This window comes from Pseudomonas sp. BJa3 (assembly GCF_026343815.1).
GTDB lineage: Bacteria > Pseudomonadota > Gammaproteobacteria > Pseudomonadales > Pseudomonadaceae > Aquipseudomonas > Aquipseudomonas soli.
This window is the reverse complement of record NZ_JAOXMC010000004.1, coordinates 184,856-205,576: the sequence shown is the minus strand read 5'-3', so window position 1 is coordinate 205,576 and position 20,721 is coordinate 184,856. Positions and strand designations below refer to the sequence as shown.

The following is a 20,721-nucleotide window of genomic DNA, read 5'->3' as shown; positions in this document are numbered from 1 at the left end:
GGCAGGTGGCCTATGTTTATCCGAGAGCGATCAGTCAAAAAAGTGCCTTGATCTTAAAAATAGACCACGGCCGCCAAGTGTGAGGACACAGCCATGCATATATTGCTGACCGGCGGTACCGGCCTTATCGGCCAACACCTGTGCCAACTGTGGCGGGGCCAGGGGCATCGGCTGACTGTCTGGAGCCGCAGGCCTGAACAGGTGGCGAAAATCTGTGGCACTGGAGTGCGTGGTGTTGCGCGGCTGGACGATATCGCCAAGGACGACCCAGTGGATGCAGTCATCAACCTGGCCGGCGCGCCGATCGCCGATCGCCCCTGGACTGCGGCGCGCCGGACCCTGCTCTGGGCCAGTCGGGTGTCCCTAACCGAACAGTTGCTGGCCTGGCTGGATAGCCGTGAGCAGCGGCCGTCGGTGCTGATTTCCGGCTCTGCGGTGGGTTGGTACGGCGACGGCGGTGAGCGCGAACTCACGGAGAACTCGGCCCCGGTGAAGGAGGATTTCGCCAGCCAGCTGTGCATCGCCTGGGAGGAGACCGCCCTGCGTGCACAGGCATTGGGGATCCGCGTGGTGCTGGTGCGAACTGGCCTGGTGCTGGCGGCCGATGGCGGCTTTTTGTCGCGCCTGCGACTGCCCTACAAACTGGGCCTGGGCGGGCCTCTGGGCGATGGCCGGCAGTGGATGCCCTGGGTGCATATCGATGATCAAATCGCCCTGATTGATTTTCTCATGCAGCACAACGAGGCCAGCGGTCCCTATAATGCCTGCGCGCCGGAGCCGGTGCGCAATCGCGAGTTCGCCAAGCGCCTGGGGCGCACCTTGCATCGTCCGGCGTTCATGCCGACGCCGGCGCTGCTGCTCAAGGCCGTGCTCGGCGAGCTGTCGACGCTACTGCTTGGTGGCCAGCGTGCCCGCCCTGTACGCCTGTTGGCGGCGGGCTTCACGTTCCGTTTCAACGATCTGCAATCGGCCCTGGACAACCTGTCCAGCCGCCTCTGACATAGGACGCTGCATGACTGATCATGCCCTGCTGCTGGTCAACCTGGGTTCGCCGGCTTCCACCTCGGTAGCCGACGTGCGCCGTTACCTCAACCAGTTTCTGATGGACCCCTATGTGATCGATCTGCCCTGGCCGGTGCGGCGGTTGCTGGTGTCGCTGATCCTGATCAAGCGGCCGGAGCAGTCGGCCCATGCTTACGGCTCGATCTGGTGGGATGAAGGTTCGCCCCTGGTGGTGCTGACCCGCCGCCTGCGCCAGGCGATGCTCGAGCATTGGCCCCATGGCCCGGTGGAGATCGCCATGCGCTATGGCGAGCCAGCACTGCCTGACGTGCTCGAGCGCCTGGCCACGCAAGGTGTGCGCAAGGTGACGTTGGCACCGCTTTATCCACAGTTCGCCGACAGTACCGTGACTACGGTGGTGGAGCTGGCCAAGCAGACCATCGCCGAGCGCCGGCTGCCCTTGCAGACCCGCGTGCTCCAGCCGTTCTACGATCATCCCGACTATATCGAGGCATTAGCTGCCAGCGCCCGCCCGTACCTGGAGCAGGACTACGATCACCTGTTGCTGAGCTTCCATGGCCTGCCCGAACGGCACCTGAAAAAGCTCGACCCCACCGGCAACCATGACTTCCAGGCGGCCGACTGCTGCAAGGACGCCAGCGCCGAGATGCGCGCGGTGTGCTATCGCGGCCAGTGCCTGGCCACGGCCAGGGCGTTCGCCGAGAAGATGGGCATCCCCGAGGGCAAGTGGTCGGTGTCGTTCCAGTCGCGTCTGGGCCGAGCCAAGTGGATCGAGCCGTATACCGAAACGCGTCTTGACGAGCTAGGCAAGGCGGGGGTGAAGAAGTTGCTGGTGATGTGCCCGGCGTTTGTCGCCGATTGCATCGAGACGCTGGAAGAGATCGGCATGCGCGGCAGTGAGCAGTTCATCGAGGCCGGCGGCAAGGAGCTAGTGTTGGTGCCGTGCCTTAACGATCACCCAGAGTGGGTGAGAGTGCTGGCGGGACTGTGCGAGAAGGCCTGAGCGGGAATCCGTGATGCTGCGTGGGAGCGGGCTTGCCCCGCGAAGGCGATGGCCTGGGCTTAGCCATCGCGGGACAAACCCGCTCTCACATGGGTGCAACTACTTGGTCATTCAAGGCAACTGATCATCCAGTTTCTTGTTCTTCCAGCCATCATTGCCCGGCAGGATCAGGTTCAGGGCAATGGCCACCACGGCGCACAGGGCGATGCCCTTCAGGCCCCAATCGTCCGGGCCGTCACCGCTGCCGATCAGCACGCCGCCGATACCGAACACCAGGGTCACCGACACGATCACCAGGTTGCGGGCCTCGGCCAGGTCGATCTTGTGGCGGATCATGGTGTTCATGCCCACTGCGGCGATCGAACCGAACAACAGGCAGAGAATGCCGCCCATCACCGGCACCGGAATGCTCTGCAGCAATGCGCCGAACTTGCCGATGAAGGCCAGGGTGATGGCGAATACCGCCGCCCAGGTCATGATCTTCGGGTTGTAGTTCTTGGTCAGCATCACCGCGCCGGTCACTTCGGCGTAGGTGGTGTTGGGCGGGCCGCCGAACAGGCCGGCTGCCGTGGTGGCCAGGCCGTCACCAAGCAGCGTGCGGTGCAGGCCGGGCTTTTTCAGGTAGTCGCGGCCGGTCACGCTGCCCACCGCAATCACCCCGCCGATGTGTTCGATCGCCGGGGCCAGGGCTACGGGCACGATGAACAGAATGGCCTGCCAGTTGAAGGCTGGCGCTGTGAAGTTGGGCAGTTCCAGCCATGGGGCCGCGGCGATCTTGGCAGTGTCGACCACGCCGAAGGCGAACGACAGCGCGAAGCCCACCAGCACGCCGGAGATGATCGGTACCAGGCGGAAGATGCCTTTGCCGAACACGGCCACGATCAGCGTGGTCAGCAGTGCCGGCATGGAGATCAGCATGGCGGTCTTGTACGGCATCAGCGCAGCACCGTCACCACCCTTGCCCATCGCCATGTTGGCGGCGATCGGCGCCATGGCCAGGCCTATGGAAATGATCACCGGGCCGATGACCACCGGCGGCAGCATGCGGTCGATGAAGCCGGTGCCCTTGATCTTCACCATCAGGCCCATGAAGGTGTACACGAAGCCTGCCGCCATGACGCCGCCCATGGTCTCGGCCAGGCCGAACTGGCCCTTGGCGAGGATGATCGGGGTGATGAAAGCGAAGCTCGAGGCCAGGAACACCGGGACCTGACGGCCTGTGACCAGCTGGAACAGCAGGGTGCCGATGCCGGCGGTGAACAGTGCCACGTTGGGGTCGAGGCCGGTGATCAGCGGCATCAGCACCAGCGCGCCGAATGCCACGAAGAGCATCTGCGCGCCCGAAACGACCTGGCGCCAGAGCGGGTCGTTGAAGCCGTCCTGCATGGTCAGGCGTCCTTCTGCTTGGTGCCGAAGATCTTGTCGCCGGCATCACCCAGGCCCGGCACGATGTAGCCGTGCTCGTTGAGGCGCTGGTCGATCGAGGCGGTGTAGATCTGCACGTCCGGGTGGGCTTTTTCCACCACTTCGATGCCTTCGGGCGCCGCGACCAGGACCATGGCGCGGATTTCCTTGCAGCCGGCTTTTTTCAGCAGGTCGATGGTGGCGACCATCGAGTTGCCGGTGGCCAGCATCGGGTCGATGATCAAGGCCAGGCGCTGGTTGATGTCCGGCGCGAGCTTCTCGAGGTAGGTATGGGCCTCGAGGGTTTCCTCGTTGCGGGCCACGCCCACGGCGCTGACCTTGGCGCCGGGGATCAGGCTGAGCACGCCGTCGAGCATGCCGATGCCGGCGCGCAGGATCGGCACTACGGTGATCTTCTTGCCGGCGATTTTCTCGACTTGCACCTTGCCGCACCAGCCGTCGATCTCGTAGGTTTCGAGCGGCAGGTCCTGTGTGGCTTCATAGGTCAGCAGTGCACCGACTTCCTGGGCGAGTTCGCGAAAATTCTTGGTGCTGATATCGGCACGGCGCATCAGGCCGAGCTTGTGGCGGATCAGCGGATGGCGGATCTCACGAGTAGGCATAGGGGGAGGGCTCCGGGAGGCGGGCAAAAAAACCGCGCTAGATTAATCTATTCAGTCCTTGATGTCGTGCAGTCATTGTGCACGTTAGTCCATAAAGGCTTGATCTGGGACGAGCGGATGCGTACCTTTGCCCGCTTTTCCAAAACGCACCCCCTGGAGAGCGCCATGTCCGCCGATCTCGAGCATATCCGTCAAGTGATGCGCGAGGCTGATTGCCTGTACAACGAAGCCGAGGTCGAGGCCGCCATCGCCGAGGTCGGTAAACAGATCTGCAAGGACCTGCACGACAAGAACCCGGTGGTCTTCTGCGTGATGAACGGTGGCCTGATCTTCTCCGGCAAACTGCTGACCCACCTGCAGTTCCCGCTTGAAGCCTCGTACCTGCACGCCACCCGCTACCGCAACACCACCAGCGGTGGCGAGCTGTTCTGGAAGGCCAAGCCGGAAGTGTCGTTCATCGACCGCGACGTGCTGATCGTCGACGATATCCTCGACGAAGGGCACACCCTCAGCGCCATCATCGAGTTCTGCAAGCACGCCGGCGCCCGCGCCGTGCACACCGCGGTGCTGATCGACAAGGACCACGACCGCAAGGCCAGTCCGGACCTGAAGGCCACCTACACCGGCTTGTCGTGCGTCGATCGCTACGTCTTCGGCTACGGCATGGACTACAAGGGTTACTGGCGCAACGCCAACGGCCTCTTCGCCGTCAAGGGGATGTGAGCATGCGCCAGCCTGCGTTCCTCGATCAGTCGTTGTTCGTCGGGCTGGCACAAAAGGCCGCCGAGAGTCCGCGTGGCCGCCAGCACCACAACTTCCACCAGATGGAAGAGCCCTGCCACCGCATGGCGGTGGGCTTGCAGCCAGCTACCTATATCCCGCCGCACAGGCACCTGAGTGACGACAAGGCCGAGGTCTTGATCGTCCTGAAAGGGCGCTTGGGTTTGCTGATTTTCGATGACCTGGGACAGGTCACCGACAAACGTGTGCTGCAAGCGGGCGGCGAGTGTCTTGGGGTCGACCTGGTGCCTGGCACCTACCATGGCCTGGTGGTGCTCGAGGCCGACAGCGTCATGTTCGAGTGCAAGGCCGGGCCGTACCGGCCGGTGGGCGAGGGGGAGCACGCTCATTGGGCGCCGCGTGAAGGTGAAGCGGCCGTTGCCGAGTATCACGCCTGGATGCGCGCGCAGTTCGATTGAGCGTGCCAATCTTGAGCCCGCGCCCTCACCTCAGGACCGGGCTTGCTCCGCGACAGGGCCTGTGCGTAGAGTGCCTGCTCATGCCAAGGAGCCCCACATGCGTGCGATCGTCCCCCTCCTGCTGGCGGTGAGCCTGCCGCTTGCCGCCGCGCCGCTGCACAGCCAGTTCCTCCCGCCCGACGACCTCTCACTGCGCCAGGAAGCACCGGTCAGCCAGCAACTGCTGCAGGTCACCGACTACAGCGTGGTGGTCGGCACCCAGCGCCAGTCCGACCAGCAGCCGATCCCGATCACCTCTTCCTTGCAGGTGCGCCTGAAGGGCAAGCCGCTGAGCAAGGGCTCGACCATTGGCCAGGTCCTGCTCAATTTCGACGGCGAGGGCGGCAAGAGCCTGAAGAAACCGGTGTACGACGACAAGGCCCGCACGCTGACGCTCAACTATCCGTTGGCCGACTATCGGGTGATCATCGACCTGCTGCGTAACGAGACGCTCTACGTACAGTTCCTCACCTATGCCAACGGCCATATCTGGGCCGACCTGCACACCGGTACCGTACGTACGCGTTGAGGCTCGCCGTCGCCGGGGGGTACACTGCCGGCCTTCGAAAATGTCCGTGATGGTCCAGTTGGAGTCGGCGATGCGTAAAGACAAGAAACAAGTGATTGGTGACGAGATCAGCGACGAGTACATCAAGACGTTCCTGCAGTTCGAACCGGCCGATGGCCTGACCTCGCCTTCGCATCACAAGCTGATCAAAGGCTACCGTGGTTTGCGCGTCGACGACTTCGAGCGTTACGTCGGTTTCTTCGTGTCGGCCGGCTACGATCTGGATGGCAAGGACGAACATGGCAAGACCTTCGCCGAGGCCATAGCCGACCAGCGCAATGCGCCGGAGTACATCGAGATCATCGAAAAAGCTCGCGGCTGATCTGGCTGCCCCGCTTTGCGGGCTCGGCCCAGGCAAAAAAAACGCCCCGGGGGGGCGTTTTTTCGTTTCAGCCGGATCAGGCGTAATGCTTGGCCGGGCTGCTTTCCACCAGCTCCAGCGCCACATCGTTTTCAGCGCTGATCTTGTGGTATAGGGCCGCGTCGGTGGCCAGGGTCTTCTCACGGGCGGGGAAGATTTCCTTGAGCTTGGCGGCCCAGGCGCCCTTGGCCTGCTCTGGGAAGCAGCGCTCGATCAGCTCGAGCATGATCGACACGGTCACCGATGCGCCCGGCGATGCGCCCAGCAGGGCAGCCAGGCTGCCGTCTTCGGCCGAGACCAGCTCGGTGCCGAACTGCAGGATGCCGCCTTTCTTCGGATCCTTCTTGATGATTTGCACGCGCTGGCCGGCCACTTCCAGGCGCCAGTCCTCGGCTTTCGCCTCCGGGTAGAAGCGGCGCAGCGATTCCAGGCGCTGCTCCATCGACTGCATCACTTCGCTGACCAGGTACTTGGTCAGGTCCATGTTGTCACGGGCTACGGCCAGCATCGGGCCGATGTTGCCCATGCGCACCGACAGCGGCAGGTCCATGAAGGAGCCGTGCTTGAGGAACTTGGTGGTGAAGCCGGCGTATGGCCCGAACAGCAGTGATTTCTTGCCGTCGACCACGCGGGTGTCCAGGTGTGGTACCGACATCGGCGGGGCGCCGACCGCGGCCTGGCTATAGACCTTGGCCTGGTGCTGCTTGACGATCTCCGGGTTGTCGCAACGCAGCCACTGGCCGCTGACCGGGAAGCCGCCGAAGCCCTTGCTTTCCGGGATGCCGGACACCTGCAGCAGGGGCAGGGCGGCGCCACCGGCACCGAGGAAGACGAAGCGGGCGTCCACTTCACGGCTGCCGCCGCTGTTGACGTCCTTGATGCTCACGGTCCAGCCGCTGCCGTTGCGGCGCAGGCCGACGACCTTCTTGCTGTACTTGACCTGGGCATCGGGCGAGTCGCCAAGCAGCTTGAGGAGCTTGTTGGTGAGGGCACCGAAGTTGACGTCGGTGCCTTTCATCACGCGGGTGGCAGCGATGTGCTGGTCGGCCGGGCGGCCTGGCATCATCAGCGGCATCCAGTCCTTCATCACCGCCTTGTCTTCGGTGTATTCCATCTCGGCGAAGGCGTGGTGCTGCTTGAGCAGCTCGAAACGCTTCTTGAGGAACGAGACGCCCTTGTCACCTTCGACGTAGCTCAGGTGCGGCACCGGGTTGATGAAGGCGCGCGGCGAGCCGAAGTTGCCTTTGCGGCTCAGGTAGGCCCAGAACTGGCGCGAAACCTCGAACTGGGTGTTGATGTGCACGGCCTTCTTGATGTCGATGCTGCCATCGGCGGCCTGCGGGGTGTAATTGAGCTCGCACAGGCCGGCATGGCCGGTACCGGCGTTGTTCCAGGGGTTGGAACTCTCCGCGGCTCCGGAGTCCATCGCCTCGACGACCTCTAGCTTCAGGGTCGGGTCGAGCTCCTTGAGCAGTACGGCCAGGGTGGCACTCATGATGCCCGCGCCTACCAGTACCACATCAACCGATTCGTTCTGCGCCATTAACGCGTCTCCACAATCTACAGCACCTAATTGACAGCATAGGATCCCTGGGTTGGCCAGGATCGCCATGTCCGACTCTTCGCAGTTCTTGCAACTTCCGCGGACACCGCCAATCAGTCTTGGGTGTTCGGCTATTGAACGCCCATTGCCACGGGTGCGGCAATTCGACTTATGGTCAAGTGGCCCGTCGTGCGTTATGGACCGGCCTCAGGCGTTCATCAGGGATGAGCGCTCTTGCCGTCTGTTCAGGGCTGTTCGGTACACATCTGCCGCTCTTGCACATGCCAGACTGTTCATTTGCTCGCCACACTCTCGTGAAGTTGTGAAAAACCGTTTTTTCACGCTCTTTTGGAGTCGTGAACCTCAAAAGTGGACTGCGCGATGGCAACCCGCAGGTTCATGCGCAGCGGACGGCCGAAAACAGCAGGCACGACAGCCAATGCAAGACCTGAGTGGAAGGCTCTCTGTGGGCGAAGCGTCGAGGGTGCCGGGTTGAAGCGGCGAATGCGGGGCCCGATCAGGAGACGTCCTTATAATCGGGGGGAGATTATAACGATGTCGCGGGCGGAAAGGGCGTACTTGTTGGTTTTTATTGCAGCGTTTGTCAGGCTGCGAGGGTGCGTTGCTGCCAAAGGCGCATTGCACCGTGGCAAACCCGGGCGCTGGCCGGCAGCGGGCGGCCAAGCCAGGTCAGTCGCGCTTCGCTGACCTGCACCCAGGTGCCGTTGCCCGGCGGTGTGGCGCAGTGCTTGAAGGCCAGGCAGGTGCCATCGCTGTCGAGGCGGGCGTAGGTGGCGTGGCGCGGGCGGTGGAAGAGCAGGGTCCAGAGCGAGGCCATGACGTGGTGTCCTGTGAGGGAGGGTTGACGCAAGGATAAACGCAGGGGCATGAAACGATTGTGACAAGCGGGCCGGGCGATGGCTGGCGTGTGGTGCGCTAGGTATACTGTGGGCCTTTGCCGCTTTTTCTGGAGAAATGCGCATGTTGCAACGTCTGTTGGTCGGTTTGTTCGCGGTGGCCAGCCTGAGCCTGGCCGGTTGTGCCCACAGCCCGCAGCAACTCAGCCCGCAACCCAAGCTCACCCAGCAGTTGGCCCCGGTCGGCCACGGCCAGCCGGTGGTGGTCAGGGTCGTCGATGGGCGCGCCTCGCAGTCGCTCGGCACCCGTGGTGGCATGTACCCCGAGACCAGCACCATCACCGTCAATGGCAATGACGTGGTGCCCAAGCTGCAGGCCCAGGCCGAAGCGGCGGTGCGCCTGCTGGGCTTCACCCCGACGCCGAATGCCGGCAATGCCCCGCAGTTGACCGTGACCCTGGCCGAGCTCAAGTACCAGTCGCCCAAGGACAAGATGTACGTGACCGAGGCGACCATCGGTGCCACCTTCCGCGCTGATGTGTCGAACGCCAACCGTCGCTACAGCGGCCGTTACGGTGCGTCGCTGGACCAGCGGTTCGGCATGGCGCCGAACCAGGAAACCAACACCAAGCTGGTGAGCGACGTGCTCAGCGATGCCCTGACCCGCCTGTTCAAGGACCCGACCGTCGGTCAGGTACTGGGCGAGTAAGCACGCCGATACCGCGTCAAAAAAGCCCGCTGCCTGGGATCAGGCAGCGGGCTTTTTCATGGCTGTATCTAGTGTGGTGTTTCACAAATAACGACCATAACTCGCGGTGCTTTTTGCGCTCATGCGGCGTTGTCGCTCCTCGCCGTAGCTGGGCTACGACTCGTCGCGACGCCTTGCCTGAGCGCAAAAATCACTCGCGAGTTATTGGTCGTATTTGCAAAACACCACACTAGGGCCAGTCAGGCGGCCTGGACGTGAAAGTCCAGAAGGCTGATGCCCGTGTGCGGGTCGATCTCCGGCAGGTCGTCATGGGCATGCCCGCCCAGGGCGCAATACACCAGCCACTGTCGGTCCTGGACGTTGATCGCGAAGCCGTCGATCAGCGCCTGTTGTTCGTCGCTCTGGGCCACGAGGTAAAGGCGGTCCTGGTTTTCGGCGTGCAGCATGACAAGCTCCGGTCAGTTGAAGGCCGACAGGGTGGCCTGTCTTGATGACGAGCGTGTGACAGGTGAAATTAGATGACAGCTGGTCGCAAAGTGGCGGTGGTCGATGTGGGCTTGGGTAGAATGCCGGGCTTTGCCACATGTGATACCGAGGTCGCGTAATGTCGTTGCAAGTGCTCTGGGGCTTCCTGGCCGCCCATCCGGCCAAGCTGATCAATCTGCTGGCTTTGCTGATCACCTGCCCGGGCGGCTTGCTGCTGCACGGCGCCCGGCGCCGCGAGGCGCTTGCCAGGGAAAGCCTGGCGATGGATGAAGGGGTGGTGGACGTGCTCGAGCAGCGTGTGCCGCGTTATTACTACATCCTCGGTTTCTGCTGCCTGGCGATGGCGTTGCTGCTGTCCTGGTTCAGTACCTGGATCTGAATCGCTGATGTCGACCCTGTAGGAGCGGCTTCAGCCGCGATCCAGGCAACGCGGTGCCTGGCACCCGCTTTGCGGGTGATCGCGGCTAAAGCCGCTCCTACAGGTGTGTTGTCAGGCTGAAGTGGGCTGACGCTTCACCTGATACTGATTGCGCACCGGCGTCGCGTACTGCTGCACCAGGTACGGCTGCTGCTCGACCGGGCAGGCATCCAGCCGGCGCTGCCATTCTTCCTTGGCCTTGGCCAGTTCATCGGCGGGGAACAGTTTTTCCGCGCTCGGCACTTCGAGTGCCGCATCTTTCTCCGTCCACATCGCATAGGCCAGGTAATGCACCGGGAACAGCCGGTAGCCGCCAAGGATCTGCCGGTCGATGGCCTGCGCCAGCTGCTTGGTGTCCTCGTGGTACTCGGTCACCGGAGGGGCGAAGTTGATGTGAACCCGCCCTTTGTAGCCGGTGATGCCCTGGGCGATGCTGTTGTCGTCCTCGCCGGGTGCCTTCTTGTAGGTGCCGGTGGTGGCGCGGATGTACAGCTCGCGGGCCTTGGCTTGGTCGCAGGGGTCGTACTCGTAGCTGATCGACACGGGGATCAGGTTCAGGCTCTGGATCACCGCGCCGAACGGTTCGTCCTTGCGGCTCATGTGGAACATTTTCAGGATCGCCGAATCGGTGCGGTCGTCACCGTCCTTGGCGCGGCCTTCGGCCTGGGCGATCCAGATCGACGCGCCATCGTTGCGGATCGAGTGGTTGATGTAGGCCGAGAGCAGTTGATAGGCGGCCAGTTTCTCGCGGCGGCCGCTGATCGAACGGTGCACGATGAAACTCTTGTTCAGGCGCATCATGTCGCTGACGAACGGCTTTTGCAGCAGGTTGTCGCCGATGGCGATGCGCGGTGTCGGCAGGCCGGCGTGGTACACCGCATAGTTGACGAAGGCCGGGTCCATCACGATGTCACGGTGGTTGGCCAGGAACAGGTAGGCGGTACCGGACTTGAGCTGTTCGACGCCGCTGTAGGTGACGCCGTCGGTGGCGCGGTCGATGGTGCGGTCGACGTAGTACTCGACCTTGTCCTGCAGCGTGGATACGCAGGTCACGCCGGCAAATTCCTTGCGCAGGCGCCGGGCGATCAGTGGTTTGAGCAGCCAGCCGAAGGCACCCGCCGCACGCGGAAAGCGGAAGTGGGTGAGGATATCGAGGAATGCCGGGTCGCTGAGCAGGCGTGCCAGCACAGCAGGGACCTCAGCGTCGTCGTACGGTCGGATGGCATCGAATTCGCCCATCATGCTCTCTTGTTGGAAACGGCTAGGGTAATTAGGTAGGGGCGGGCTCCGAAAAACGGCTCGGACGCACACAGGCCCTGTAAACAGACCGGCAATTATACGCACAAGTCACTCCGGAGGCCGCGATGCTGGAAACTGCGATCTACGATTGCCCTTACTGTGGCGAGGAAGTCGAAACCACGGTGGACTTGTCCGGCGGCGACCAGGAATACATCGAGGACTGCCAGGTGTGCTGCAAGCCCATTCGCTTCGTGCTGCAGGTCCATGGTGAGGAGTGGATGCTCGATGTCTATGGTGAGAACGACTGATGCGGCGAATCTATGAACCGGAAAGCCTTCTGGAGGCCCAGGTGCTGGTGGGCATGCTGGCCAGCGAGGGCATCGAGGTGCACCTGGTCGGGCGCGACCTGATGGGCGCCGTGGGCGAGTTGCCGATGCACGGCTTGCTCGGTCTGGCGGTGCCCGACGAGCAGGCCGGGTACGCACGGCAACTGATCGATGAGTACAATGCCGCCCAGCCGCTTGCCGGTGACGAACCGGAGAGTTATCCCGGAACCCTGATCTGCTAGGTTTTGATTTCGCCCATGTGTGGACGCTACGCCCTGTTTCGCTGGTCCCAGAGCTTCGCCGGCCTGCCGGGCTTCCCCCCGGGCCAGAAGGCCCAATGGAACATCGCGCCCGGCGCCTCGGTACTGATTCAGCGCCAGGTCGACGGCCAGCTGCAGCTGGCCAGCGCTCGCTGGGGGCTGACCCCGGCCTGGCTCACCGACCTTTCCCGCACACCGGCACAGGCCCGTGCCGAAACCCTGGCCGAGCAGCCGATGTTCCGCGAGCCCCTGCGCCAGCGCCGTTGCCTGATGCCCGCCAACGGCTTCTACGAATGGCGCGGCACGGCGCGCAAGCGCCCGTACTGGGTAACGCCGGGGGAGGGCGCGTCGTTGTTCTTCGCCGCGGTTTGGGAGGTCTACCCGGTGCAGGAGCAAGAGTGGCTGAGTTGCGCGGTGGTCACGCAAGCGGCGATGAACCAACGTCGGCCGCTGATTATGGACGAGGCCGAGCAGGCGCTGTGGCTGGACCCCGGCACGCCGATGGCAAAACTGCACGAGCTGCTGGCCAAGCCGCCGACGGCACTGCGTGAGCGGGCGCTGGCACATTTCGTCAACGATCCGAAGCTCGATGGGCCGGAGTGCCTGACCCCCGCCTGACGGCGTAAGCTGTGAGTTGCAAGCGGCAAGTCAAAGCGGTTCGTGCTCGGCTTTGACTTGTCGCTATACACTTGCGGCTTAAAGCTCAGACCCTGAATTGATTGATCAGGCGGCGCTGCTGCTCCGCCAGCTTGGTCAGCTCGGCGCTGGCCTGGCTCGACTCGTCGGCACCGCCCGCCACTTCGCCGGCCACCTGGCCGATGTTGATCACGTTGCGGTTGATGTCCTCGGCCACGGCACTCTGTTCCTCGGCGGCACTGGCGATCTGGGTGTTCATGTCGTTGATCACCGACACCGCCTGGGTGATGCTTTCCAGCGCCTCGGCAGCGCGGCTGGCCTGCAGCACGCTGTCGTCGGTCTTGCCCTGGCTGTCTTCCATCACCTTGACCACTTCGCGGGTGCCCTGCTGCAGTTGCTGGATCATCTGCTGGATTTCTTCGGTGGCCTGCTGGGTCTTCTGCGCCAGGTTGCGCACCTCGTCGGCGACCACGGCGAAGCCACGGCCCTGCTCGCCGGCGCGGGCGGCCTCGATGGCGGCGTTGAGCGCCAGCAGGTTGGTCTGCTCGGCAATGGCGCGGATGGCCACGAGGATCGCATTGATGTTTTCGCTGTCGCGGGCCAGGTCCTGGACCACGGTGACTGCGCGGCCGATCTCGCTGGCCAGGGCGCTGATGGCGCTGGAAGTGTCGCGCACGATTTCCAGGCCCTGGTTGGCGGCGCGGTCGGCCGCGCTGGCGGCCTGGGCGGCTTGCGTGGCGTTGCGCGCGACATCCTGGGCGGTAGCGGTCATTTCATGCACGGCGGTGGCCACCTGGTCGATCTCGGCCATCTGCTTGTGCACGCCCTGGTTGGTTCGGATGGCGATGTCGGCGGTGTGCTCGGACGAATCGCTGACCTTCTGCACCGAACCCACTACCTGGCTGATCATGGCCTGCAACTTGGCCAGGAAGGTATTGAAGCCCTTGGCGATGGCACCCAGCTCGTCGGCGCGGTCGCTGTGCAGGCGACGGGTCAGGTCGCCTTCGCCCTGGGCGATGTCGTCGAGCATCGCCACCATCTGCTTGAGCGGGCGGGCGATGCCCAGGGCCAGCAACCAGATCACCAGCAGGCCAAGGGCGGCGATGCCGAGGCCAACGAGGGTCATGCCGGTGATATCGGTACGACGCTGTTCGGCCAGATCCTTCTGCAGCTGGTTGACCTCAGCCATCACGGCGCTCAGCGGCAGTTCCAGCAGCAGTGTCCAGCGGGCATCGGTGTTGGCGACCTTGAACGGCAGGTACAGCTCGATGCGATCCTTGCCGGCGTCCACTTCGTAGTGCAGGGTTTCGCCGCTCAGGCTGTTGAGGGTGCTGGCTTCGTCGCTGTCCAGCACATCGCTGGCCTTCTCGCCGAATTTCGCCGGGTCACGGGTATAGGCCACCAGGCGGCCGTTGCTGGAAACCAGCGCCAGCTCGCCGGCGCCGTCGTACAGCTGGCGATCGGCGGCATTGAGCAGGTCCTGGATGAAGTTCACCGACAGGTCGGCACCGGCCATGCCCTGGAACTGGCCATCGACCATGATCGGTTCGACGAACGACGCCAGCATGACCATCTTGTCGCCCACTTTATAAGGCGCGGGGTCGATCACGCAGGCCTTCTTCGACTCCTTGGGGCACAGGTAGTACTCGCTGGCGCGCACGCCGGTGGCGAGGACTGTGCGGTCGTCGACATCGGCCAGCTTGTCCTGGCCAAGGCTGCCATCGCCATTGCGGAACCACCAGGGCAGGAAGCGGCCGTTGGCGCTGTCGATACCCACCAGGCTGCTGCCGACGTAGCGGGCATCGGCATGGTCGAGGGCGTTTGGCTCCCAGCCAAGGTAAGCGCCGAGCACGCTTGGATTGACCTCCACGGTGCGCTTGAGCTGGTTGATCAGGTGCTCGCGGTCGACCCTCATCAGCGCTTGGCCGTCGCTTCCCTGCATGCCGAGCATGGCGTTGCCAGTGGCCAGGCCGCGGGCGATCGACAACGGAGCTTCGAGGCCGCGCTGGATCTCGCTGACCTGGGTGCGCGCCAGGGCGGTGAGGCGCTGCTCGATGACGTTTTCGAACTGTTGCTGGGTGCGCTGTTGCACCAGGGCCTGGGTGCGTTGCCCGGAGTAGACGGCGTACAGCACCAGGGCCGCGACAATACTCAGCACGATGGCACCGGCCAGGGCGGCTACGGAAAACTGGATCGACTTGAACTTCATGGCAAAGCTCCGCGCGCAAGGAGGTCGTTACCGAGTGTTATCGGCGGGCTAATACCAAAGCATGAGGACCTTGTCAGAAATCTTACCTGCGGCTCTGGCAGGGGCGGGCTTCTGGGCCTAGGATACGCCGCACGTAAAAAGGGAGTGTTTTCATGCGTAAGTCATTCGTTGTCAGCATGCTGACGGTCGGCGTCCTGCTCGGCGGCTGCCAGGCGGTCAATACCACCAGTGGTGGTGCCGTGGGCGTCCAGCGCCAGCAATACATGTTCAGCATGCTTTCGACCGATGAGGTCAACAAGATGTACGCCCAGTCCTACCAGCAGACCCTCGGCGAGGCGTCGAGCAAGGGCGTGCTGGACAAGAGCAGCAATGATGCCAAGCGCGTGCAGGCCATCGCCAAGCGCCTGATCGCACAGGCGCCACAGTTCCGGCCGGATGCCGCGCAGTGGAACTGGGAAGTCAACGTGATCAAGAGTGACGAGCTCAACGCCAATTGCGGCCCGGGCGGCAAGATCATCGTCTACACCGGGCTGATCGATCAGCTGCAGCTGACCGACGCCGAGATCGCCGCGGTGGTGGGCCATGAAATCGCCCACGCCCTGCGCGAGCACAGCCGTGAAGCGATGTCCAAGGCCTACGGCGTGGAAATGGCACGCCAGGGTGCCGGCGCGATCTTCGGTCTGGGGCAGGACAGCATGGCCATGGCCGACACCGTGGTGAACTACGCCATGACCTTGCCCAACAGCCGGGCCAACGAGAACGAAGCCGACCTGATCGGCCTCGAACTGTCGGCCCGTGCCGGCTATGACCCGAACGCCGCGATCACCCTGTGGAACAAGATGAGCAAGGCGTCCGAAGGCGCGCCGCCAGAGTTCATGAGCACCCACCCGGCTTCGAGCAGCCGTATCGCCTCGTTGCAGGCGGCGATTCCGAAGGTGATGCCGCTGTATCAGGCGGCCAAGAAGTAATCCTTCGGGGATATGCAAGGCGTGGGAGCGGGCTTGCCCCGCGATGAAGGTGTAAAACCCAGCATCTTCAGAGCGAAAGCAAGCCCGCATCTACGGTCAGCCTATCCAGCCACTGGTCTTCATCGCCGAATACACCGCGACGATGGCCAGCACCACGAACGCGGTCGCCGCCAGGCGACGGATCAGCGTCAGCGGCAGTTTCTCCGCCGCGAAGTTGCCTGCCAGCACCACCGGGACGTTGGCGATCAGCATGCCCAGGGTGGTGCCGATGATCACCATGATCAGGTGCGGATACTGGGCGGCCAGCATCACCGTCGCCACTTGGGTCTTGTCGCCGATTTCGGCGAGGAAGAACGCGATCAGCGTGGTCACGAATGGCCCGAACCGTCGTGCGCTGCTGGTTTCTTCATCGTCCATCTTGTCCGGCACCAGGGTCCACAACGCGGTGGCGGTGAAGCTCGCGGCGAGGATCCAGTGCAATACCGACTCGGTGAAGAAGCTGCTGACCCAGGCGCCGACCGCGCCAGCGGCGGCATGGTTGGCCAGCGTCGCGGCGACGATCCCGGCAATGATCGGCCAGGGTTTGCGGAAACGGGCCGCGAGAATGAGCGCGAGCAATTGCGTCTTGTCGCCGATTTCGGCAAGCGCGACGATCGCGGTGGGGACGAGCAATGATTCCAGCATCAGGATTCCTACGGGGGCGGGTCGACACGGCTATGACACGTACGACCTCCCCGCCCCGGGTAAGGTGTGCGTGTCATAGGTCTTGTCAAACCCTGGACCTGTCTGCGCAGATCGTGGGTCGCACGCGCCATGGCCTGTGGGCCAAGTGTGTTGACGCGTACCGGGCGAGCTGGGTGCTCGCGGGAGACTACTCCCCTAGGACGGAGCGGATTCTGCCTAGACGAATCGCTTTCGGCAAGCCCTGTTTTTATCCATGTGTTGCGCGGTAGATGCGAAAACCTTGTGCTTCGGCACGGATCTCACAGTTGCCCAGGGCGCCTTCGATGAGCGGTTGGTAACGAAGGAAGCTGTTGGCTACCAAACGGATTTCACCACCTTTTCGCAGATGTTCCCTGGATTTTTTCAGCAGGTTTTCCGAGGCGTGATAGTCGGTGTGTACACCGGTATGGAACGGCGGATTGCTCAGGATTACGTCCAGGTCGGTGGGGGCCGCATCGATCCCGTCACCGCTGATCACCTCGCCTTCCAGACCATTGGCGGCCAGGGTCAGGCGACTGGCCGCGACCGCGAAGGCGTCGACATCGAGCAAGGTGACCCGGCTCTGCGGATAGCGACGCTTGATCGTGGCCCCGAGCACCCCGGCACCACAGCCGAAGTCCAGGACATGGCCGCTCGGCAGGCCGTCGAGGTGTTCCAGGAGCAGGGCCGTGCCTTTGTCCAGGCGCCCGTGGCTGAACACGCCGGGCAGGCTGATCACTTGCAGCGGGCCATCTTCGAGGGGCAGTTCAAAGCGCTCGGCCAGGCTTTCCAGAGGCTTGGCCTCGGGCGCGTTGTCCACCGTCACCTGCCATAGCTGGCAGTGGCGGGCGCTGTCGAGCTTGCGCGGCCGGCCGAAGGCCTGCAATTGCTTGGCCGCGCCCTCGACGCCACCGCGTTTCTCCCCCACCAGGTACAGCGTGCGACCGGCAAGGCGCGAGGCCAGGGCGTTGAGCAGGTAGGCCGCCAGCTCGCGTGACTTGGGCAGGAACAGCACGGCGGCGTCGAAGGCTACCTCGGGCACTTCGACACCGTAGTGGCTGCGCCCGGCGAAGCGGCTCTCGAGCACGGCCAGGTCGCCGGCATGCCAGGTCCAGCCGTGGGCCCCAGGCAACTGGCCGAGCAGGCCATCGGCCTGGGCGCCGGCGACCAGCAGCGGGCCTTGGAATAGCTCTGCCTGGCGGAGCAACACTTCACTGCGCGGGTCCATGGACGACGCCTCCTGAAAAAGTGGCGCAGTGTACCAGAGGCGGGTCAGCCGACCACGCGGCGCGGCTGCCCGGCGAAGTAGGCCTGGGCGTTCTCGGCCAGCTGGCCGACGATGCGCTGGCGCGACTCCACCGCGCCCCAGGCACTGTGCGGGGTGATGATCAGGCGGGGGATGTCCGCCGCCAGCAGTGGGTTGCCGTTGACCGGCGGTTCGACGCTCAGCACATCGGTAGCTGCGCCACCCAGGTGGCCGCCGCGCAGGGCGTCGGCCAGGGCCTGTTCGTCGATCAGCCCGCCGCGGGCGGTGTTGACCACCAGGGCGCCGGGCTTGAGCAGCGCCAGCTCGCGGGCACCGATCATGTGCCGGGTCTGCTCGTTGAGCGGGCAGTGCAGGGTCAGGGCATCGACCTGTGGCAGCAATTCGTGCAGTGGTAGGCGATCGGCCCGGGGTGGACGGCCGGGGATCTGCCCGCTCAGCACGCGCATGCCGAAGGCCTCGGCCAGGCGCGCCACCGCGCCGCCCAGTTCGCCATGGCCGAGCAGGCCGAGGGTCTTGCCCTCCAACTCGACGATTGGGAAATCCAGCAGGCAGAACTGGCTGGCCTTGGCCCATTGCCCGGCCTTCACCGCCTGGTCGTAGTCGCAGAGGCGCGTGGCCAGGGCCAGCAGCAGGGCCAGGGTGTGCTGGGCCACCGACGGCGTGCCGTAGCCCTGGCAGTTGCTCACGGTGATACCCTGGGCACGGGCGGCGGCCAGGTCGACATTGTTGGTGCCGGTGGCGGCCACCAGGATCAGCTCGAGTTGCGGGTTGGCGGCCAGCGTGGCGGCATCGAGCATCACTTTGTTGCTGATGACGGCCACGGCACCTTGCAGGCGTTCGGCGACCTGCTCCGAGCGGGTCGTGGCATGCAGTTGCAACGTGTCGAACTGGGCATGCAAGGGTGAAAGGTCGAGGTCACCCAGGTCCAGTGACTGGTGATCGAGAAACACGGCGCGACGTGGGCTGGACATCAGGGGCTCCGGTGGCAGGGCAGGATGGGCTCGGCGCAGTGTCCGGCCCGGCGCCGCCGCTCGTCAACGGTCGCGCCTGCGCTCATACCCGCACGGCACAAATCATTCCTTCGGCTGATTTGACCGCTGCGTCACCGAACTACAGTTGTTGCCTGAACTGTCCTGCCCGCTTTGAAGAAAAGGGATACCCATGTTGCAGACGCGCATCATCAAGCCCGCCGAGGGCGCCTACCAGTACCCACTGCTGATCAAGCGCCTGCTGATGTCCGGCAGCCGTTACGAAAAGACCCGCGAGATCGTCTACCGCGACCAGATCCGCCTAACCTACCCGCAACTGAGCGAGCGCATCGCCCGCCTGGCCAACGTGCTGACCGAGGCAGGGGTGAAGGCCGGCGATACCGTGGCAGTGATGGACTGGGACAGCCACCGCTACCTGGAATGCATGTTCGCCATCCCGATGATCGGCGCCGTGGTGCACACCATCAACGTGCGCCTGTCGCCGGAGCAGATCCTCTACACCATGAACCACGCCGAAGACCGCTTCGTGCTGGTCAACAGTGATTTCATCGGCCTCTACCAGGCCATCGCCGGGCAACTGACCACGGTGCAAGGTACCGTGTTGCTGACCGATGGGCCGGACAAGTCTGCCGACCTGCCGGGCCTGCAAGGCGAGTACGAGCAGCTTCTGGCCGCGGCGAGCCCGCATTATGATTTCCCCGATTTCGATGAAAACTCGGTGGCCACCACCTTCTACACCACCGGCACCACGGGCAACCCCAAGGGCGTCTACTTCACCCATCGCCAGCTGGTGTTGCATACCTTGGCCGAAACCTCGGTCCTCGGCAGCCTGGACAGCGTGAGGCTGCTGAGCAGCAACGATGTCTACATGCCGATCACGCCGATGTTCCATGTGCACGCCTGGGGCATCCCCTACGCGGCGACCATGATGGGGATCAAGCAGGTTTATCCGGGGCGCTATGAGCCGGACATGCTGATCAGGCTGTGGCGTGAAGAGAAGGTGACTTTCTCCCACTGCGTGCCGACCATCCTGCAGATGCTGCTCAACTGCCCGTCGGCAGCCGGCCAGGATTTCGGTGGCTGGAAGATCATCATCGGCGGCAGCGCGCTCAACCGCGCCCTGTACCAGGCCGCACTGGCCCGTGGTATCCAGCTCACCGCCGCCTACGGCATGTCTGAAACCTGCCCGCTGATCAGCGCCGCGCACCTGAACGACGAGTTGCAGGCCGGAAGCGAGGATGAACGTACCAGCTACCGGATCAAGGCCGGCGTGCCGGTGCCCTTGGTCGAAGCCGCCATCGTCGATGGCAATGGCAACTTCCTGCCCGCCGATGGCGAAACCCAAGGCGAGCTGGTGCTGCGTGCGCCCTGGCTGACCATGGGCTACTTCCGCGAGCCGGTGAAGGGCGAGGAACTCTGGCAGGGTGGCTGGCTGCACACTGGCGATGTCGCCACGCTCGATGGCATGGGCTTCATCGATATTCGCGACCGCATCAAGGATGTGATCAAGACCGGTGGCGAATGGATCTCGTCGCTCGACCTGGAAGACCTGGTCAGCCGCCACCCGGCGGTGCGCGAGGTCGCGGTGGTCGGGGTGCCCGATCCGCAGTGGGGCGAGCGCCCGTTCGCGTTGCTGGTGGTGCGCGAGGGGCAGAGTATCGATGCACGTGCGCTCAAGGAGCACCTCAAGCCTTTCGTCGAGCAGGGGCACATCAACAAGTGGGCGATTCCCAGCCAGATCGCCCTTGTTACTGAAATTCCCAAGACCAGCGTCGGCAAGCTCGACAAGAAGCGCATCCGCCTGGATATCAGCCAGTGGCAGGCCAGTAACAGCGCATTCCTTTCCACCCTGTAACCCAGGCGCGGGTCGTGCTCCTTTCAGCGCGACCCGC

At 63.9% G+C, this 20,721-nt stretch carries 23 protein-coding genes, 1 pseudogene and 1 riboswitch; of the genes and pseudogenes, 13 read left to right on the top strand and 11 right to left on the bottom strand.

The window, feature by feature from the left end:
- The first annotated feature begins 93 nt into the window (after window positions 1-93).
- Both OH705_RS06155 and hemH read left to right on the top strand, forming a co-directional pair.
- Window positions 94-999 (top strand): TIGR01777 family oxidoreductase, encoded by a 906-nt coding sequence (locus tag OH705_RS06155; protein ID WP_267301412.1) that lies wholly within the window; start codon window positions 94-96, stop codon window positions 997-999.
- A gap of 13 nt (window positions 1,000-1,012) precedes the next feature.
- Window positions 1,013-2,026 (top strand): ferrochelatase, encoded by a 1,014-nt coding sequence (gene hemH, locus OH705_RS06150; protein WP_267301411.1) that lies wholly within the window; start codon window positions 1,013-1,015, stop codon window positions 2,024-2,026.
- 111 nt (window positions 2,027-2,137) lie between these two features.
- On the opposite strand, the gene OH705_RS06145 is transcribed toward hemH, so the two are convergent.
- Both OH705_RS06145 and upp read right to left on the bottom strand, forming a co-directional pair.
- Entirely contained in the window at window positions 2,138-3,412 is a 1,275-nt protein-coding gene (locus OH705_RS06145; RefSeq protein WP_038707351.1) for a uracil-xanthine permease family protein, read from the bottom strand.
- A gap of 2 nt (window positions 3,413-3,414) precedes the next feature.
- Window positions 3,415-4,053 (bottom strand): uracil phosphoribosyltransferase, encoded by a 639-nt coding sequence (upp, locus tag OH705_RS06140; RefSeq protein WP_023630748.1) that lies wholly within the window; start codon window positions 4,051-4,053, stop codon window positions 3,415-3,417.
- Between the two features lie 165 nt (window positions 4,054-4,218).
- On the opposite strand from upp, the gene OH705_RS06135 reads away from it, so the two are divergent.
- The 4 genes from OH705_RS06135 to OH705_RS06120 all read left to right on the top strand — a co-directional run bounded on the left by OH705_RS06135 (window position 4,219) and on the right by OH705_RS06120 (window position 6,181).
- Window positions 4,219-4,776 (top strand): hypoxanthine-guanine phosphoribosyltransferase, encoded by a 558-nt coding sequence (locus OH705_RS06135; protein ID WP_023630749.1) that lies wholly within the window; start codon window positions 4,219-4,221, stop codon window positions 4,774-4,776.
- Between the two features lie 2 nt (window positions 4,777-4,778).
- Window positions 4,779-5,252: a WbuC family cupin fold metalloprotein gene (locus OH705_RS06130; RefSeq protein WP_023630750.1), complete on the top strand. Its 474-nt coding sequence runs from the start codon at window positions 4,779-4,781 to the stop codon at window positions 5,250-5,252.
- A 97-nt stretch (window positions 5,253-5,349) separates the two neighbouring features.
- Window positions 5,350-5,820 (top strand): hypothetical protein, encoded by a 471-nt coding sequence (locus OH705_RS06125; protein WP_023630751.1) that lies wholly within the window; start codon window positions 5,350-5,352, stop codon window positions 5,818-5,820.
- Between the two features lie 70 nt (window positions 5,821-5,890).
- Window positions 5,891-6,181 (top strand): PA4642 family protein, encoded by a 291-nt coding sequence (locus OH705_RS06120; RefSeq protein ID WP_023630752.1) that lies wholly within the window; start codon window positions 5,891-5,893, stop codon window positions 6,179-6,181.
- A gap of 76 nt (window positions 6,182-6,257) precedes the next feature.
- On the opposite strand, the gene mqo is transcribed toward OH705_RS06120, so the two are convergent.
- Entirely contained in the window at window positions 6,258-7,763 is a 1,506-nt protein-coding gene (gene mqo / locus OH705_RS06115) for a malate dehydrogenase (quinone) (protein WP_023630753.1), read from the bottom strand.
- Between the two features lie 604 nt (window positions 7,764-8,367).
- Window positions 8,368-8,601: a hypothetical protein gene (locus tag OH705_RS06110; RefSeq protein WP_104444516.1), complete on the bottom strand. Its 234-nt coding sequence runs from the start codon at window positions 8,599-8,601 to the stop codon at window positions 8,368-8,370.
- A gap of 143 nt (window positions 8,602-8,744) precedes the next feature.
- Between OH705_RS06110 and OH705_RS06105 the strand changes: the two genes are divergently transcribed.
- Window positions 8,745-9,329, top strand: a complete 585-nt coding sequence (locus OH705_RS06105; protein WP_023630961.1) for a YajG family lipoprotein — start codon at window positions 8,745-8,747, stop codon at window positions 9,327-9,329.
- A 239-nt stretch (window positions 9,330-9,568) separates the two neighbouring features.
- Here the strand turns inward: OH705_RS06105 and OH705_RS06100 are convergent, their stop codons facing one another.
- Window positions 9,569-9,775, bottom strand: a complete 207-nt coding sequence (locus OH705_RS06100; RefSeq protein WP_046857121.1) for a hypothetical protein — start codon at window positions 9,773-9,775, stop codon at window positions 9,569-9,571.
- Window positions 9,776-9,933: 158 nt separating this feature from the next.
- On the opposite strand from OH705_RS06100, the gene OH705_RS06095 reads away from it, so the two are divergent.
- Window positions 9,934-10,194: a hypothetical protein gene (locus tag OH705_RS06095; RefSeq protein WP_023630962.1), complete on the top strand. Its 261-nt coding sequence runs from the start codon at window positions 9,934-9,936 to the stop codon at window positions 10,192-10,194.
- 111 nt (window positions 10,195-10,305) lie between these two features.
- Here OH705_RS06095 and OH705_RS06090 read toward each other — a convergent pair whose 3' ends face one another.
- Window positions 10,306-11,472 (bottom strand): 1-acyl-sn-glycerol-3-phosphate acyltransferase, encoded by a 1,167-nt coding sequence (locus OH705_RS06090; RefSeq protein WP_267301403.1) that lies wholly within the window; start codon window positions 11,470-11,472, stop codon window positions 10,306-10,308.
- Between the two features lie 125 nt (window positions 11,473-11,597).
- Between OH705_RS06090 and OH705_RS06085 the strand changes: the two genes are divergently transcribed.
- From OH705_RS06085 to OH705_RS06075, 3 genes are read left to right on the top strand one after another with little or no spacing between them, the layout of a single operon-like run.
- On the top strand, window positions 11,598-11,780 hold the full coding sequence (locus OH705_RS06085) for a CPXCG motif-containing cysteine-rich protein (RefSeq protein ID WP_010225771.1): 183 nt from the start codon (window positions 11,598-11,600) through the stop codon (window positions 11,778-11,780).
- The gene (locus OH705_RS06080) at window positions 11,780-12,040 is read left to right on the top strand and encodes a putative signal transducing protein (RefSeq protein WP_023630964.1); all 261 of its coding nucleotides are present in this window, start codon (window positions 11,780-11,782) and stop codon (window positions 12,038-12,040) included. The genes OH705_RS06085 and OH705_RS06080 overlap by 1 nt, the downstream gene beginning before the upstream one ends.
- 15 nt (window positions 12,041-12,055) lie before the next feature.
- Window positions 12,056-12,676: an SOS response-associated peptidase gene (locus OH705_RS06075; RefSeq protein WP_038707353.1), complete on the top strand. Its 621-nt coding sequence runs from the start codon at window positions 12,056-12,058 to the stop codon at window positions 12,674-12,676.
- 85 nt (window positions 12,677-12,761) lie between these two features.
- On the opposite strand, the gene OH705_RS29230 is transcribed toward OH705_RS06075, so the two are convergent.
- Both OH705_RS29230 and OH705_RS29225 read right to left on the bottom strand, forming a co-directional pair.
- Window positions 12,762-13,505, bottom strand: a complete 744-nt coding sequence (locus OH705_RS29230; protein ID WP_371041509.1) for a methyl-accepting chemotaxis protein — start codon at window positions 13,503-13,505, stop codon at window positions 12,762-12,764.
- Window positions 13,506-13,616: 111 nt separating this feature from the next.
- Window positions 13,617-13,820: pseudogene (locus OH705_RS29225) on the bottom strand (HAMP domain-containing protein); the annotation flags it as partial.
- 1,235 nt (window positions 13,821-15,055) lie between these two features.
- Between OH705_RS29225 and OH705_RS06065 the strand changes: the two are divergent.
- The gene (locus OH705_RS06065; RefSeq protein ID WP_023631454.1) at window positions 15,056-15,871 is read left to right on the top strand and encodes a M48 family metallopeptidase; all 816 of its coding nucleotides are present in this window, start codon (window positions 15,056-15,058) and stop codon (window positions 15,869-15,871) included.
- A gap of 96 nt (window positions 15,872-15,967) precedes the next feature.
- Here OH705_RS06065 and OH705_RS06060 read toward each other — a convergent pair whose 3' ends face one another.
- From OH705_RS06060 to OH705_RS06050, 3 genes are all read right to left on the bottom strand, one after another.
- The gene (locus tag OH705_RS06060) at window positions 15,968-16,552 is read right to left on the bottom strand and encodes a TMEM165/GDT1 family protein (RefSeq protein ID WP_177182881.1); all 585 of its coding nucleotides are present in this window, start codon (window positions 16,550-16,552) and stop codon (window positions 15,968-15,970) included.
- A gap of 91 nt (window positions 16,553-16,643) precedes the next feature.
- Window positions 16,644-16,763: riboswitch (yybP-ykoY riboswitch) on the bottom strand.
- 39 nt (window positions 16,764-16,802) lie between these two features.
- On the bottom strand, window positions 16,803-17,801 hold the full coding sequence (locus OH705_RS06055) for a methyltransferase (protein WP_267301398.1): 999 nt from the start codon (window positions 17,799-17,801) through the stop codon (window positions 16,803-16,805).
- Window positions 17,802-17,845: 44 nt separating this feature from the next.
- Complete coding sequence (locus tag OH705_RS06050) at window positions 17,846-18,811, bottom strand: 2-hydroxyacid dehydrogenase (protein ID WP_267301396.1); 966 nt, start codon at window positions 18,809-18,811, stop codon at window positions 17,846-17,848.
- Window positions 18,812-19,001: 190 nt separating this feature from the next.
- Between OH705_RS06050 and OH705_RS06045 the strand changes: the two genes are divergently transcribed.
- On the top strand, window positions 19,002-20,684 hold the full coding sequence (locus OH705_RS06045) for a fatty acid--CoA ligase (RefSeq protein WP_267301395.1): 1,683 nt from the start codon (window positions 19,002-19,004) through the stop codon (window positions 20,682-20,684).
- The last annotated feature ends 37 nt before the right edge of the window (window positions 20,685-20,721 follow it).